At 68.8% G+C, this 15779-nt stretch carries 10 protein-coding genes; 1 reads left to right on the top strand and 9 read right to left on the bottom strand.

Features of this window, described 5'->3' with window-relative positions:
* Positions 1 to 15 precede the first annotated feature (15 nt).
* The 3 genes from A5750_RS04550 to mshB form a co-directional block, all read right to left on the bottom strand.
* Entirely contained in the window at positions 16 to 2634 is a 2619-nt protein-coding gene (locus A5750_RS04550) for a bifunctional FO biosynthesis protein CofGH (RefSeq protein ID WP_231989132.1), read from the bottom strand.
* A gap of 110 nt (positions 2635 to 2744) precedes the next feature.
* Positions 2745 to 3206, bottom strand: a complete 462-nt coding sequence (locus A5750_RS04555; RefSeq protein ID WP_066951487.1) for a hypothetical protein — start codon at positions 3204 to 3206, stop codon at positions 2745 to 2747.
* 93 nt (positions 3207 to 3299) lie between these two features.
* Entirely contained in the window at positions 3300 to 4202 is a 903-nt protein-coding gene (mshB, locus tag A5750_RS04560; RefSeq protein WP_067261338.1) for an N-acetyl-1-D-myo-inositol-2-amino-2-deoxy-alpha-D-glucopyranoside deacetylase, read from the bottom strand.
* 79 nt (positions 4203 to 4281) lie between these two features.
* On the opposite strand from mshB, the gene A5750_RS04565 reads away from it, so the two are divergent.
* Positions 4282 to 4893, top strand: coding sequence for a TetR/AcrR family transcriptional regulator (locus A5750_RS04565; protein WP_067261340.1), 612 nt, complete (start codon positions 4282 to 4284; stop codon positions 4891 to 4893).
* A 9-nt stretch (positions 4894 to 4902) separates the two neighbouring features.
* Here the strand turns inward: A5750_RS04565 and A5750_RS04570 are convergent, their stop codons facing one another.
* The 6 genes from A5750_RS04570 to A5750_RS04595 form a co-directional block, all read right to left on the bottom strand.
* A complete protein-coding gene (locus A5750_RS04570; protein ID WP_197505347.1) occupies positions 4903 to 6801 on the bottom strand; it encodes an ABC transporter family substrate-binding protein in 1899 nt (632 codons plus the stop codon).
* 45 nt (positions 6802 to 6846) lie between these two features.
* The gene (gene typA / locus A5750_RS04575) at positions 6847 to 8736 is read right to left on the bottom strand and encodes a translational GTPase TypA (protein ID WP_066951499.1); all 1890 of its coding nucleotides are present in this window, start codon (positions 8734 to 8736) and stop codon (positions 6847 to 6849) included.
* Positions 8737 to 8907: 171 nt separating this feature from the next.
* Positions 8908 to 9633, bottom strand: coding sequence for a respiratory nitrate reductase subunit gamma (gene narI, locus A5750_RS04580; protein ID WP_066951502.1), 726 nt, complete (start codon positions 9631 to 9633; stop codon positions 8908 to 8910).
* Positions 9626 to 10291 (bottom strand): nitrate reductase molybdenum cofactor assembly chaperone, encoded by a 666-nt coding sequence (gene narJ, locus A5750_RS04585; RefSeq protein WP_066951505.1) that lies wholly within the window; start codon positions 10289 to 10291, stop codon positions 9626 to 9628. Before narJ ends, narI begins: the two co-directional genes overlap by 8 nt.
* On the bottom strand, positions 10288 to 11910 hold the full coding sequence (gene narH, locus A5750_RS04590) for a nitrate reductase subunit beta (RefSeq protein WP_066951509.1): 1623 nt from the start codon (positions 11908 to 11910) through the stop codon (positions 10288 to 10290). Before narH ends, narJ begins: the two co-directional genes overlap by 4 nt.
* Before the next feature lie 2 nt (positions 11911 to 11912).
* Positions 11913 to 15629 carry a nitrate reductase subunit alpha gene (locus A5750_RS04595; RefSeq protein WP_066951512.1) on the bottom strand — a complete coding sequence of 1239 codons (3717 nt, stop codon included), beginning with the start codon at positions 15627 to 15629 and terminating at the stop codon, positions 11913 to 11915.
* Positions 15630 to 15779: the final 150 nt, after the last annotated feature.

Consider the following 15779-nt stretch of genomic DNA (forward strand, 5'->3'; position numbering starts at 1 on the left):
CGCCGCCGCGGGCTGCTAAGCGGCCCGCGGGGCGTAGGTCGTGGTGCGTTGGCGGGCGGGGCGTCCGATCCCCTCGGCGATCGCGGTCAGCTCTTCGACGCTCTTAGCCGACCCGTACTCCGAACCGGCCATCCGCGAGATGGTCTCCTCCATCAGCGTGCCGCCCAGATCGTTGGCACCGCCGTTGAGCATCACCTGTGTGCGCTCGACCCCGAGCTTGACCCAGCTGGTCTGAATCTGAGATATGCGGCCGTGCAACATGATTCGTGCCAACGCGTGCACGGCACGGTTGTCGCGGTGGGTGGGCCCGGGCCGGGCCGCGCCCGCCAGGTACAACGGCGAGCTCTGGTGTACGAACGGCAACGGGACGAACTCGGTGAACCCGCCGGTGCGGTCCTGGATCCCGCGCAGCACGTTGAGATGACCCACCCAGTGCTGGGGGCTGTCGACGTGCCCGTACATCATCGTCGACGACGACCGCAGGCCCACCTCGTGTGCGGTGGTCACGATGTCGATCCATTCCGACGTCGGCAGCTTGCCCTTGGTCAGCACCCAGCGCACTTCGTCGTCCAGGATCTCGGCCGCCGTGCCCGGGATCGTGTCCAGCCCGGCCTCGCGCAGGCTGATCAGCCACTCGCGGACGCTCAACCCGCTCTTGGTCACGCCGTTGGCAATCTCCATCGGCGAGAAGGCATGCACGTGCATCGACGGCACCCGCGCCTTGACGGCGCGGACCAGGTCGGCGTAGCCGGTGACCGGCAACTCCGGGTCGATCCCGCCCTGCATGCACACCTCGGTGGCGCCTTCGACGTGGGCCTCCCACGCGCGATCGGCCACCTCTTCGGTGGACAACGAATACGCGTCGGCGTCACCCTTGCGCTGCGCGAAGGCGCAGAACCGGCAACCGGTGTAGCAGATGTTGGTGAAGTTGATGTTGCGGTTCACCACGAATGTCACGTCGTCGCCCACCGTGTCGCGCCGTAGCGAATTGGCGAGGGCGGCAACGGCTTCCAGCGCGGGTCCGTCGGCGGTCGCCAGCGCCAGGTACTCGCTGTCGGTGCAGCCGGCGGGGTCGCGCTCGGCGGCCCGCAGCGCGGCGAGCACATCGGTGTCGATGCGCTCGGGGGCCCGCGCGGCGAGCTCGTGCACCTGCGCGCGGATCGATTCCCAGTCGCCGAAGGCGCTGTCCAGATCGCTCCGCGCTTCGGTGGCGCGGCCCTCGGTGTCGATCGCCGCGTTGAGATCGGTCCGCCCGGCGGAGGCGACGTCGTCGGGCTCCTGCCAGGGCAGCCCCACCGGATTGACGTCGCGGGCCAGGCCGGTCCCCGGGTCGGCCAGCGCCATCACGTGTCCGCGCACCCGCGGGTCGATCCACGCCGCCCCGGCTTGCACATACTTGGGCTGGGCGGTAAGTCGCTGAACCAGTTCGTATCCGGCCTCGGCGGTGATGTCGGCCAGGTCGTCGAGAGCGGGCCACGGCCGCTCGGGGTTGACGTGATCGGGTGTCAGCGGTGATACGCCGCCCCAGTCGTCAACCCCGGCGCCGACCAGCGCCAGGCACTCGTCGCGGGACACCAGGTTGGGCGGCGCCTGAATGCGCATGCCGGGGCCGAGCACCAGCCGGGCGACCGCCACCGTCGCGAGGTAGTCGTCGATCCCCGCGTCAGGCACGGCGGCCATCGCAGTGTGTTCCTTGGCCCGGAAGTTCTGCACGATCACTTCTTGCACATGACCGAACTCCTTGTGCGACTTACGAATCGCGTGCAAGGTTTCGGCACGTTCGGTCAGCGTCTCGCCAATGCCGACCAGCAGGCCGGTGGTGAACGGGATGGAGAGCCGGCCCGCATCGGTGAGTGTGCGCAGCCGCACCGCGGGGTCTTTGTCCGGGCTGCCGTAGTGGGCAAGCCCTTTCGTCTCGAACAACCGCCGCGACGTGGTCTCGAGCATCATGCCCATCGACGGCGCCACCGGCTTCAGCCGGGCCATCTCCGACCAACTCATCACACCGGGGTTCAGGTGCGGCAGCAGGCCGGTCTCTTCCAGCACCCGGATGGCCATGGCCCGCACGTAGGACAGCGTGGAGTCGTAGCCGCGTTCGCTGAGCCACTGCCCCGCCTCCGGCCACCGATCCTCGGGCCGGTCGCCAAGGGTGAAAAGGGCTTCTTTGCAACCCAATTCGGCTCCGCGGCCAGCGATTTCGAGAATCTCGTCGGGTTCGAGGTACATGCCCGCACCCTGCGCGCGCAGCTTGCCCGGCACGGTGACGAAGGTGCAGTAGTGGCAAGTGTCGCGGCACAGATGGGTGACCGGGATGAACACCTTGCGCGAATAGGTGACGGGCAACCCGCCGCCGGGGCCGCGCCGGCCGGCCGATGCCAGGCCCGCGTCGCGCACCCGCGCCGCGCTGGCGCACAGATCCGCGAGGTCCGCACCGCGCGCGGTCATCGCAATGGCCGCCTCATCGACGTTGAGCGCAACGCCGTCTCGCGCGCGACGCAACACTCGTCGCAACGCCGAGGCGCTGGTCTTTGGCAAAACCACAGGAGTAGGAAGAGCGGTAGGCTCCTCGCCCGGAGTCAGCGGCACCTTCGTGTAACTTCCCCACGATCGAATTTCATCCGCGTGTCCCAACATGTGAAATTATCTTCCGACCCGTGCGGGCCCCGTCTGCGCAACAGTCAAACAGTAGCGGCAGTGCCACACCCGCCAGCGGGGACATCCCGGCCCGCGTGACCGCATGAACCTCAGGGCCGGCGCCCGCGCCGCCACAGCACCCAGAACGGCGGGACCACACCCAGCACGATCAGCAGCAACGCCCCGTAGGCCATCAGGCCGCGACCCCCCAGGATCACGTCGTCGGCCGGGCCGCCCATGCTGATCACCGCCACCGTGAGCAGCCACGTCCACAACGGCAGCGCGGCCAGCCGCGACGATGTGGTCCACCGGCCGGCGGCCCACACCAGCGCGGCGTTGACCAATCCAGAAATCAAGCCGCTGATGGGAAACGGGACCGACCCGATATAGGAAGGCAGCAGCAGGGCCCCGGCCAGTGCGGAAAGGACCCCGTCGACGGCCAACAACGCCAAGACAACGAACCGTATCGCGGGGTCTGTCGCGCCGATGTCTTCGAGAGATGCGGCGCGCGGCTTGGTTTCGGTCAGGTCGGGACGCTGTCGATGTTGGAGAGTATCGAGCCGATAACCCACTGCAGGCTGTCGAGCCGGTCCTGCCAATGCTGCTGATTAGGGTCCAGGTCGGGGTCCATGCGAAATCCTTCCGTGGCTGCCTGATTGGCAAGCCTACCCCGTGCCGGTCGCGGTGAAATCAAGCCCCGCAAGCAGATCTGTTTCCCAACCGCGCTCGTCGCGCTCCCCCGCCGCGCCGGCCGCCAGCACGTAGTGCTCCTCGGCGAGGATCGGCAGAGCCATGTTGTTCGACAGGGCGCAGGCCCGGCCGGTTGGTCCCACGACCACCTGGGTGGCGTGCGCGGCGAGCGCCGCCCGCTTTGCCGCCCAGGCGTCATGGCCGGGCTCGACGACGGCATCGATGTCGGAGTCCGCGTACCCGAAGCCGAACTCTTCCTCCGGGGGGATCGCCCACTCGGGCCGCAGGTCCTCGCCATTGAGCGCACGCATGCCCGCCAGGAAGGCGCGGGTGGCGAACACCGACCAGTAGAACTTCGGCACGGTCCACGGCTCGCCGGGGAAGTCGCCGGAGCCGGCAGCCGCCACGGCGGCCGTTGTGACGGTATGGGTGTGGACGTGGTCGGGGTGGCCGTAGCCGCCGCCCGGGTCGTAGGTCACCACGACGTGCGGGCGGTGCGCGCGAATGACGGCGACCAACTCGCCGACGGCCTCACCCTCGTCGGCGTCGATGAACCGCCGCCGCCCCCGCCCCGGCGTCCCCTGCATGCCCGAGTCGCGCCAGCGCCCGGCGCCGCCCAGGTAGTGGGGGGCACCGACGCCGAGCGCACGCAGCGCCGCGGTGAGCTCGCCGATGCGGTAGCCCCCCAACTGGTCCGCGTGATCGACGGCCAGGCCGGCCCAGCGGTCGCCGATGACCTCACCCTCTTCGCCGAGTGTGCAGGTGACGACGCGCACGTCGGCTCCGCGGGCGGTGTAGTGGGCGATGGTGGCGCCGTTGCTGAGGCTCTCGTCGTCGGGATGCGCGTGGACGAAGAGCAGCCGGGGCGTCTCGGACATGGACGCACCCTACCCGCAGCGCAGGCCCGTTGGCGGTCTCGTCGCCACCGATAGGAACGCATACGGCTACTATCGAGGGATGCCGCAGCTCACCCAGACCGCCCCGACCGGTGGCCGGAGCCGCCGACGGGGCGAGGTCCTCGAGCGGGCGCTCTACGAGGCCACCCTGGCCGAATTGGCCGAGGTCGGCTACGGCGGCCTGACGATGGAGGGAATCGCGGCGCGCGCCCACACCGGCAAGGCGGCCCTGTACCGGCGGTGGGCGACCAAGTGCGAGCTCGTGCACGCCGCACTGGTCCATACCTTGCCGCCGTTGCCGGAGGCGCGTGCCGGCCGGTCGGCCCGGGAGAACCTGCTGACGGTGTTCAGCGCCCACCGCGACGTCTGCGCCGGGAAGACCGCCTTCCCCGGCATGGCCACCGTCAACCAGCTCCTGCACGAACCCGAGATGCGCGCCATCTTCGCCGACGCCGTGGTGGCCCCCCGCCTGCAGATCATCGAATCGATCCTGCGGGCCGCCGTCGCGGAGGGCGAGCTCGATCCGGCGCTGATCACCCCGCTGACCGCCCGCATCGGCCCGGCTTTGATCAACCAGCACTTCCTGCTGACCGGATCGCCGCCGAACCGCCGGGAGCTGGCGCTGATCGTCGACACCGTGATCCCGCCGCGACCGGGGCGGGCGGCCGACTGACGACGCGGGCTACGGCCCGGTCTTGATCCACTGGCCGGCGTCGCCGACGATGCCGACCGGCACCGCGCCCGACAGGCTGACGTTCTGCACGCTAGGGCCGGCGCCGACGATCGTGGTGTCCTGCAGGATCGGCAATACGGTGGACATGTTCCACAGGCGCGGCTCGACCGCGGTGATCACGTCGTTGATGCTCTTGGTGCCGTTCAGCGCGGCGTCGATGTTGGACTGAACGCTGCGATCGCAGATCCCGGTGAGGTTGGACGGCGCCTGCACCAAGGCGTTGGGGTCAGCCGGGCGGCTGGGCGGCGGCGTCGACGTCGGCGTGGTGGCGGAGGTGCCCGGTCCGGTGGTCGATGGCGAGACCGGTCCAGGAGAAGAGGTGGTGGTCGTCGGCCCGGTGGACGCCGGCACCTGCGTCGATTCCAGGGCCGGGCAGCCGTACCGCGACGCCAAGCGCGTCGCCAGATTGCCACCCGCCTGGTGCCAGCCGACGATCGCGTCCACCTGGTGGTTGTTCAGCGCGTCGCGATACAGCGTCACCGGGTCCAGCGCCAGCACGCTGGCGGCGATGCCGACGTTGCGCAACTGGTCGGCCGCGGTGTTGGCGACCGCGACGGACGTCGGGTCGTTGACCGCCACGCCGATGACCAGCGCCAGCTGTTGACCGTCCTTGCTGATCCGGCCGCGGATGACTTCGGGCGGCGCGGTGTTCGCCGGTGTCGGCGCCGGGGACCCCGACGAGTTGCCCTCGACCTTGTAGCCGGATCCCTCCAGCAACGCCAGCGCCGCCGGCGTCGTCATCGCGGGGGGCGCGGTCGGCTCGTAGCCGGGATCGCTGGGGGCCCGGATCTGGGCCTGGTCCAGCGTGACGGTGTTGTCGCTACCCGCGCCCACCGCCGCCAGCAGGTCGACGTCGAGCAGCCCGAGGATCGCCTTGCGCACCTGCGTGTCGGACAGCTTGGGCTCGTTGGCGCGCAGGGTCAGCTGCATGACCCGGGGCGTCACGATCCGGGCGGTGCGCACGTCGGGGATGGCGGACAGCTGTGCGAAGGCCGCCGATCCGCCGTGCACCTGCGCGACCTGGGTGTCCCCATTGCGCACGGAGTCGGCCAGCGCGGCCGGCGCCCCGGCACGCCGGAAGAGGATGAGCGCGGGCTTGGCCGGTGATCCCCAGTAGCGGTCGTTGCGGGCCACCAGGATCTCGTCGCGCTGCGGATCGATGCTCTCCACCCGAAACTGGCCGCCGGTCACCGGGAGCGCTCGGGCCAGCCCGGCCGCGAAACCGCCCGGCACGTCCTTGACGATGTGCGCCGGAAGGATGTTGCTGAACAGCTCTTTCCACGACGGGTAGGGCTGGGCGAAGGTGACCACCGCCTGCTTGCCGCCCTCGAGCGACTGCACGCCGGTGATGAGGTCGTACCCGGCGGGGTCGACGACGCCGGGCTGGCTGACCATCTGCCGCCATAGGTACCAGAAGTCGTCGGCGGCGATCGGGGCGTTGTCGGTCCACTGCGCCTCCGGCCGGATCTTGTAGGTCACCGTGAACGGGTTCTGGCCGGTGACCTCGGCCGACTCCAGCAGGGTCGGGTCCATCTCCCAGCGTGAGCCCGTCGGGGTGCCGGGGTCGGGCACCGGCCGGAACGCGCTGGGCAGCACTAGCGCGCTGATCGCCGCGTTCACCGGGGACAGGTCGGACAGCAGGTGCGGGTTGAAGCCGGCCCCGATCGAGTCGATGCCCATGATGATCTGGGTCGGCCGCGGCGGCGGCGGCGGCGAGTTGTGCGGAGTGTCGGTGCTCTGCGGCGCCGGCGGCGGGTTGACCGTGCACGCCGCGAGCGCCAATCCGGCCAGCGAGACGACCACACCCACCGTCACGAAGAATCGGCGGACTCGTCTCGGCATGCCGATCAGGGTATCGAGCAGCTGCCCAGCAGCCCGCCCAAGCACGCCCGATTAACCCCGGGCCTTGGCCCGCGCCCGGCTGCGGCCCCGGGTCGTGGCATCCAGCTCCACCTTGCGGACGCGGACGATCTCCGGGGTCACCTCGACGCATTCGTCTTGCGCACAGAACTCCATGGCCTGTTCGAGGTCGAGCTCGAGCGGCTTGGCCAACGTCTCGATGACGTCCGCCGTCGACGACCGCATGTTGGTGAGCTTCTTCTCCCGGGTGACGTTGATGTCGAGATCCTCTGCGCGCGGGTTGATTCCGACGACCATGCCCTCGTAGGTGTCCTGGCCGGGTTCGACGAAGAACTGTCCGCGATCGGCGAGCTGAATCAGCGCGAACGGCGTGATGGTGCCGCTGCGGTCGGAGACCAGCGACCCGGTGTGGCGGGCCCGGATCTCCCCCGCCCACGGCCGGTAGCCGTCGAACACGGCATTGGCGATACCGGTGCCGCGCGTGATGGTCAGGAAATCGGTGCGGAACCCGATCAGCCCGCGACTGGGCACGATGAAGTCCATCCGGACCCAGCCGGCGGCGTGGTTGGTCATCTCCTCCATGCGGCCCTTGCGGGCAGCCATCAGCTGGGTGATCGCGCCGACGAACTCTTCGGGGCAGTCGATGGTCATCGCCTCGAACGGCTCGTGCAGCTTGCCGTCGATCGTGCGGGTCACCACCTGCGGCTTGCCGACGGTGAGCTCGAAACCCTCGCGGCGCATCTGTTCGACCAGGACCGCCAGGGCGAGCTCGCCGCGGCCCTGCACCTCCCAGGCGTCGGGCCTGCCGATGTCCACGACCCGGATCGACACGTTGCCGACCAGCTCTTGGTCCAGGCGATTGCGGACCATGCGCGCGGTCAGCTTGTGGCCCGAAACCTTGCCCGCCAGCGGCGAGGTGTTGGTACCGATCGTCACCGAGATCGCCGGCTCGTCGACGGTGATGCGGGGCAGCGCGTGGGCGTGATCGGGATCGGCCAGCGTGTCGCCGATCATGATCTCGGGCAGGCCGGCGACCGCCACGATGTCGCCGGCGATCGCCTCGTCGGTCGCGCTGCGCTCGACGCCCTCGGTCGCGAGCAACTCGGTGATCTTGGCGCTGGTGATGACTGGCAGCCCGTCGACCTCGCGCATCCAGGCCACCTGCTGGCCCTTGCGCAGCTTGCCGTTGTAGATGCGGATCAGGGCGAGCCGCCCGAGGAAGGCCGACGCGTCGAGGTTGGTCACCAACGCCTGCAGCGGCGCCTCGGGGTCGCCCGACGGCGGGGGAATGTGCTCCATCAGCACGTCGAACAGCGGGTCCAGGTTGTCGCCGGCGGGCACCTCGCCGTCGGCCGGCTGGGTGGTGCTGGCCACGCCGGCCCGGCCGGACGCGTACAGCGTCGGAAGGCCCAGCGCGTGCTCGGCCGCCTTGGCGGCCTCGTCGTCGAGGTCGGACGCGACGTCCAGCAGCAGGTCGTGGCTGGAGTCCACCACCTCGGCGATGCGCGCGTCGGGCCGGTCGGTCTTGTTGACAACAAGGATCACCGGAAGGTGTGCGGCCAGCGCCTTGCGCAGCACGAACCGCGTCTGCGGCAGCGGCCCTTCGGACGCGTCGACCAGCAGCAGCACGCCGTCCACCATGGACAGCCCGCGTTCCACCTCCCCGCCGAAGTCGGCGTGCCCGGGGGTGTCGATGACGTTGATCACGGTCACCGTGCCGTCGGCGTTGACGCGGTGCACGGCGGTGTTCTTGGCCAGGATGGTGATGCCTTTTTCCTTCTCGAGGTCACCGCTGTCCATGATGCGTTCCTGGGTGTCGTCACCGCGGTGATGCAGCGCCCCGGATTGCCGCAGCATCGCGTCCACGAGGGTGGTCTTGCCGTGGTCGACGTGGGCGACGATGGCGACGTTACGAAATGGCACGTCGGTGATTGTGGCAGCGGGGGGCCTCCCAAAGCGAACTCGAAGGCGAACTGGCAGGTGCGGCCCGCGCGCTGTCCGGTGTGCGTCCAGGGCGGCCCGGCATGGCGTGTCGACACCCTGGCCGCACACCGAAAGCCCAGGACGCACACTCAACGGGCCGCCGAGGGCCCCCTACCATCCCCTGCGGCGCGGCGCGGTGCCGACCAATTCGCCCTCGGATTCGCGGCTGCGGTAAACGATGTACGGCCGGAACAGGTAGGCGATCGGCGCGCTGAAGATGTGCACCAGCCGGGTGAACGGCAGCAGCGTGAACAGCACCATGCCGATCAAGGCGTGCAGCTGGTAGTCCAGCGGCGCGTTGATCATCACCTCGCCGTGCGGCTGGAAGATCCAAATCCGGCGGAACCACAGCCCGACCGTGTACCGGTAGTGGAATTCGCCGCCGTGCGGCCCGGTGCCGATCAGGTCGCAGTACAGGCCCACCACGATGGCCAGCACCAGCACCACATACATCAGCTTGTCGCTGCGGGTGGTGGCCATGGACACCGCCGGGCGGGTGAACCGCCGGTAGATCAGCAATCCGATCCCGGCCAGGGTCGCCAGGCCGGCGGCCGACCCGGCGATGACCGCCTGCAGATGGTAGACGTGGTCGCTCATCTTCAGCATGTGCGTCACCCGCGGCGGGATGAACAAGCCCATCACGTGTCCGGCGAAAACCGCCAGGATGCCGAAGTGGAACATCGGGCTGGCCACCCGCAACAGCCGCGACTCGTAGATCTGCGAGGAACGGGAGGTCCAGCCGAACTTGTCGTAGCGGTACCGCCACCAGGTGCCGACGATCAAGACGGTCAGCGTGACGTACGGCGCGATGTCCCAGAACAACACATTGCTAAACACCTGGCGCTCCTTCGCGTCGGGGCGGCACGGTCAAGTTAAAGGGTTGCAGCCCAACGGCTTCGGCCGGCGGCCCGGCCTGCGCCAGGCGCTCGGCGCGGCGCGCGTCCTGGTCCGTCGCGGCGGGCAGCGTCGCGCACACCGCCGCCACGGTGGGCTCGTAGGGCGACTTCGCGTCGGCGAGGGCGCCCCGCAAGACGTCGATAGGAACGCGGTGATCGGTCAGCAACCGCCGCCCGACCTCGGGATCGACGGTGGCGGCGAACTCGAGGACGACGGGCAGGTGATCGGGCGCCTCGGCGCGCGGAGGCTGCACGCCGGATTCCCGGTAAGCGGCGGCGAACTCGACCATCTCCCGGCCGCGGTTTCGGGTGTCCCCGGCGGTCCAGTACGTCAGGTACATCGTGCAGTGGCGCCGCATGTCGAACGTCGCGACGTAGTCCATCGCGGCGGCCATCGGCTCGCGAGCGCGCAGCGCGGCCACCGTCTGTCCGAGCAGCGTCGCCTCGGGCCCGCCGATGTGGCTGAGCAGTTCGTCGACGGTGTCCAGCCGCGCAGGCAGCTCGTCGTCCGGGTAGGCCAGCAGCAGCGATGCCGCCTGCCACACCAGTCGGTCCTGCAGGGTATTGGTGCGTCCGCGGCGCCCGGCCAGCAGCCTCATTGCTTCTGCTCTTCGGGAAACATCCCGGCGGGCACCTGGCGCCCGTCCCAATTCAGCAGGTTCACCCGCGCGGACCGCTGGCCGTTGGCGGCCGCCTCGCCGCCGGGCCGCTTGAGCGCGTGGAACGTCTCCACGGCGACCGGGACCGGGTCACCCGACTCGTACATGCCCGGGCCACCGTCGCCCGTCAACGAGCAACCCATCTCTTCGAGGTCGCGGGCCTGCGGGCTGAACGCGGTCGGAATGACATAGCGCTCTTCGTATTTGGCGATGGCCAGCAGCCGGTACATCTCGTAGATCTGCTCTTCGGTCATCCCAACGGATTGCGGTATGTGCGGCCGGGTTTCGCGCCCGAGATTGATGTCGCGCATGTAGGAGCGCATCGCCGCCAGCCGGCGCAACACGCCCTCGACCACGGCGGTGTCACCGGCGGTGAACAATTCGGCCAGGTACTGGATGGGGATGCGCAGTGCGTCCAGCGCGCCGAACAGGTTGCCGAGGTCCTCCCCGTCGTGACCGTCGCGGCTGACCGCGTCGACCACCGGCGACAGCGGCGGGATGTACCAGACCATCGGCATGGTGCGGTATTCCGGGTGCAGGGGCAGCGCGACCTTGTAGTCGTTGATCAGCGCGTAGACCGGCGAGCGTTGGGCCGCCTCGATCCACTCGTCGGAGATGCCTTCCGCGCGCGCGGCGGTGATGACTTCAGGATCGTTGGGGTCCAACAGGATTCGGCGCTGCGCCTCGTAGAGGTCTTTTTCGTCCTCCACCGAGGCCGCCTCCAGCACCTGGTCGACGTCGTAGAGGACCAGGCCCAGATACCGCAGCCGGCCCACGCAGGTCTCCGAGCAGATGGTCGGCAACCCGACCTCCATCCGCGGATAGCACAGCGTGCACTTCTCGGCCTTGCCCGTCTTGTGGTTGAAATAGACCTTCTTGTAAGGACATCCGGAGACGCACATCCGCCACCCCCGGCACCGGTCCTGGTCGACCAGCACGATGCCGTCCTCGCTGCGCTTGTACATCGCGCCCGACGGGCACGACGCCACGCAGGACGGGTTGAGGCAGTGCTCGCAGATCCGGGGCAGATAGAACATGAAGGTCTCTTCGAGCGCGAGTTTGACGTCCTCGCTGACCTTCTTCAGAATCGGGTCTCCCGACAGGATCTCCGGTGACCCGGCCAGGTTGTCGTCCCAGTTCGGCCCCCAGGAGATCTTCATCGGTTCGCCGCTGATCAGGCTCTTCGGTGCCGCGGTGGGAAACGTGTCACCCGCGGGCGCCGTGGTCAGGTTCTCGTAGTCGTAGGTCCAGGGCTCGTAGTAGTCGTCGATGATCGGCAGCCGCGGGTTGGCGAAGATGCGCAGCAACTTCTGGATACGCCCGCCGTCGCGCAACCGCAGCCGGCCTTTCTTGTCGCGTATCCAGCCGCCGCGCCACCGCTCCTGGTCCTCATAGGTGCGCGGATAGCCTTGGCCCGGACGGGTTTCCACGTTGTTGAACCACACGTACTCGGTGCCGGGACGGTTGGTCCAGGCCTGCTTGCAGGTGACCGAGCAGGTGTGGCATCCGATGCACTTGTCGAGGTTCATCACCATCGCCAGCTGCGCCATGACCTTCATCGTCAGTACGTCACTTCCTGGTTGCGGCGGCGCACCACGGTGACCTCGTCGCGCTGGTTGCCGGTCGGTCCCATGTAGTTGAAGGCGAACGCATGCTGGCCGTAGCCCCCGGCGAGGTGGCTGGGCTTGATGCGGACGCGGGTCAGCGCGTTGTGGTTGCCGCCACGCTTGTTGTTGGTTTCGGTGCGGGGTGTGTCCACCGTGCGTTCCTGCACGTGGTAGACGAACACCACACCGTCGGGCATGCGGTGCGAGACGATGGCACGGCACACGTAGATGCCGTTGGCATTGACGGCCTCGACCCAATCATTGTCGCGGACTTTGAGTTTGGCCGCGTCGCCGGGGCTCATCCACATGGTCGGCCCGCCCCGGGACAACGACAGCATGTAAAGGTTGTCCTGGTAGGTCGAGTGGAACGACCACTTCGAGTGCGGCGTCAAATACCGCACGGTGAGGCCGATCCCGCCCCTACCGTCCGGGGTTGGACCCAGCTGCGGCTGGCCGAACAGCCGCGACATGTCCAGCGGCGGACGGAACACGGGCAGGTGCTCGCCGAGTTCCTCGACCCAGTCGTGGGCCAGGTAGAAGTGCATCCGGCCGGTCAGCGTGTGGAACGGCTTCAGGTTTTCGATGTTGATGGTGAACGGCGCGTAGCGGCGCCCGCCGGTTTCGCTGCCCGACCATTCCGGGCTGGTGATCACCGGGACAGGACGCGCCTGGGTGTCGGCATAGCTGATGCGCCGCTCCTCGCTGCCCTCGGCCAGGTGCGCCAGCCGTTGACCCGTACGCTTCTCCAGTTCGCGGAAGCCCTCGACAGCGAGCCGGCCGTTGGTCGTCCCGGACAACAGCAGCAGCACGTCGGCCATCCGCGCGGCGGTCGTGATCGCCGGACGCCCTGCTGCCGCACCGGAATTCATCACACCAAACTTGGCCGCCAGTTCCTCGACCTCCCGGAACGGATGCACCGTGATGCCCTTGGTGGTCAGGCCGAACGTCTCGACGAGCGGGCCCAGGGTCTGCCACTTGTCATAGACGGCGCCGTAGTCGCGTTCGACCACGGTGAGCCTGGCCATGCTGCGCCCGGGCACCGGTGTCGCACCGGTGTGCAGCCAGTCTTCTTCGGTGCCATCGGGATAGGCCATCGCGTCGGGGGTGTCATGCTGCAGCGCGGTAAGGACCACGTCGCGGCGGGTGCCCAGGTGACGCTTGGCCAGTGCGCTGAAGGCGCGCGCGATCGCGCCGAAAGCCTCGAAATCCGAACGGGTTTCCCAGGGCGGATCCGTCGCGGCGCTGAACGCGTGCACGTACGGGTGCATGTCCGTGCTGGAGATGTCGGCCTTCTCGTACCAGGTCGCTGCCGGCAGCACGATGTCCGAGACCAATGTCGTCGAGGTCATCCGGAAGTCGATCGACATCATCAGGTCGAGCTTGCCCTCGGGGATGTCGCCCTCGCACACCACGTCGGCGGGCGGTATCCCGTCGGCCGGCGGCTCGGCCTGCACATTGGAGTCGGTGCCCAGCAGGTGGCGCAGGAAGTACTCGCCGCCCTTGCCCGACGATCCGATCAGGTTGGCCCGCCAAACCGTAAGCACCCGTGGCCAGTTGACCGGATTGTCGGGATCGGTGACCGAGAGCTTGAGCTTGCGGTCGCGAAGCTGCTCGGCGACGTAGTCGGCGACGTCGCGGCCGGCGGCGCGCGCCTCGTCGGCGACATCCAGGCTGGACCGGTCGAACTGGGGGTAGAACGGGCTCCAGCCCATCGCGGTAGCCGAGGCCAGCAGATCCATCGTGTGTTTGCCCGCGAATCGGCCGCGGCCCAGCGGGCTGGCCAGCTTGTCGGCCGCGTAGCCGTCGTAGCGCCACTGATCGGTGTGCGCGTACCAGTAGGACGCACCCGGCACCTGCCGCGGCGGACGCACCCAGTCGGTGGCCATCGCCATCGTCTGAAATCCGGTGAGCGGACGTACCTTTTCCTGGCCGACGTAATGGGCCCAGCCGCCGCCGTTGCGCCCCATCGACCCGGTCAGCATCAGCAGCGCGAGCACAGCCCGGTAGATGGCGTCGCCGTGGAACCACTGACAGATCCCGCTGCCCATGATGATCATGGACCGGCCGCCGGATTCCTCCGCGTTGCGGGCGAATTCCTTGGCAACGCGGATGGCCTGCGCGGCCGACACGCCGGTGATCGCCTCCTGCCATGCGGGGGTGTTCTGCTGGGTCGGGTCGTCGTAGCCGGTGGGCCATTCGCCGGGCAATCCCGGGCGGCCGACGCCGTACTGGGCGAGCATCAGGTCGAAAACGGTGCACACCAGGTGCTTGCCGACGCGGCGCACCGGGACACCGCGCGCCACGGTGGCGCCTTCGCCGTTGATCGTGTCGAAGCTGGCCAGGTGCACCAGTGCGGTATCGCTATTGCCGTCGGCGCCGTGGGTATTTCGCACGCTGAGCGCCGGCACCAGGGCGCCGAGGTCGAGGTTCCACTTACCGACACCGTCCTCGCCGTAGCGGAATCCCAGTGAACCGTGCGGCACCACCACCGAGTCGGTGGCCTCGTCCCACACCGCCGGCTTGAGCGCTGAATTCTCTTCGGCCTCAAAGCCTCTGCCCAGGTCCGCGGCCGTGAGGTTCTTCCCCGGCACCAGCATGTCGCCGCGCTCTTCCAGCTTGATCAGGAACGGCAGGTCGGTGTAGCGGCGCGCGAAGTCGGCGAAGAACGGAACCTCCTTCTGCACATAGCATTCCGAAAGAATGACGTGCCCCATCGCCATCGCGAGCGCCCCATCGGTGCCGGCCGCGCACGGCATCCACTCGTCGGCGAACTTGGTGTTGTCGGCGTAGTCGGGGCTGACGGTCACCACCTTGGTGCCGCGGTAACGCGCCTCGGCCATCCAGTGTGCGTCGGGGGTCCGGGTGATCGGCACGTTGGAGCCCCACATCATCAAATAGGCCGCGTCCCACCAGTCTCCGGATTCGGGGACGTCGGTCTGATCGCCGAACACCTGCGGCGAGGCCACCGGCAGGTCGGCGTACCAGTCGTAGAACGACGTCATCGGGGCGCCGATCAGCTCGAAGAACCGCGACCCCGCGGCGTAGGACACCATGGACATCGCCGGGATCGGCGAGAAGCCGGCGACCCGGTCGGGACCGTAGGTCTTGATGGTGTGCACGTGGGCGGCGGCGATCAGCTCGGTGGCCTCGGCCCAGGTGATCCGGATCAGTCCGCCCTTGCCGCGGGCCCGCTGATAGCGCCGTCGACGTTCGGGGTCCGCCTGGATGTCGGCCCAAGCGAGCACGGGATCGCCGAGGCGCGCCTTGGCTTCCCGGTACATCTCGACCAGCACGCCCCGGGCGTACGGGTAACGCACCCGGGTGGGTGAGTAGCTGTACCAGGAGAACGACGCCCCGCGTGGGCATCCGCGCGGCTCGTATTCCGGCCGGTCCGGGCCCACCGATGGGTAGTCGGTCTGCTGGGTTTCCCAGGTGATGATCCCGTCCTTGACGTAGATCTTCCAGGAGCACGAGCCGGTGCAGTTGACCCCGTGGGTGGAGCGCACCACCTTGTCGTGGCTCCACCGGTCGCGGTAGAACACGTCCGCCTCGCGGCCACCCCGCCGTGTCACCGTGCGCAGGTCGGCCGAGAACTCGCCGGGCGTGAAGAACCGCCCGCTGCGTTCCAGCAACTCCTCGAGCGCTCCACCAACGTGTGGTGTGAGAGTCAACAGGTACCCCTTCTACTCCGTATCGCTGCGTCGTAGCCGGGCCGTCGTTTCGACCCCAGGTGCGTTGTATTGAGCGTCGGCCCGCGCCGCATGACCGGCGCCATCGATGTGGGCGGCGCGGACCGCGCACCCGCATCGGGTGCGGGAAGG

It is taken from the genome of Mycobacterium sp. 852002-51613_SCH5001154, assembly GCF_001667425.1.
Classification (GTDB): Bacteria; Actinomycetota; Actinomycetes; order Mycobacteriales; family Mycobacteriaceae; genus Mycobacterium.

What these genes read in the sequence shown, in the direction of transcription:
- A5750_RS04550 (WP_231989132.1), bottom strand. Translation starts at nt 2,634, where the DNA reads ATGTTGGGACACGCGGATGAAATTCGATCGTGGGGAAGTTACACGAAG.
- mshB (WP_067261338.1), bottom strand. Translation starts at nt 4,202, where the DNA reads ATGTCCGAGACGCCCCGGCTGCTCTTCGTCCACGCGCATCCCGACGAC.
- A5750_RS04565 (WP_067261340.1), top strand. Translation starts at nt 4,282, where the DNA reads ATGCCGCAGCTCACCCAGACCGCCCCGACCGGTGGCCGGAGCCGCCGA.
- narJ (WP_066951505.1), bottom strand. Translation starts at nt 10,291, where the DNA reads ATGAGGCTGCTGGCCGGGCGCCGCGGACGCACCAATACCCTGCAGGAC.
- narH (WP_066951509.1), bottom strand. Translation starts at nt 11,910, where the DNA reads ATGAAGGTCATGGCGCAGCTGGCGATGGTGATGAACCTCGACAAGTGC.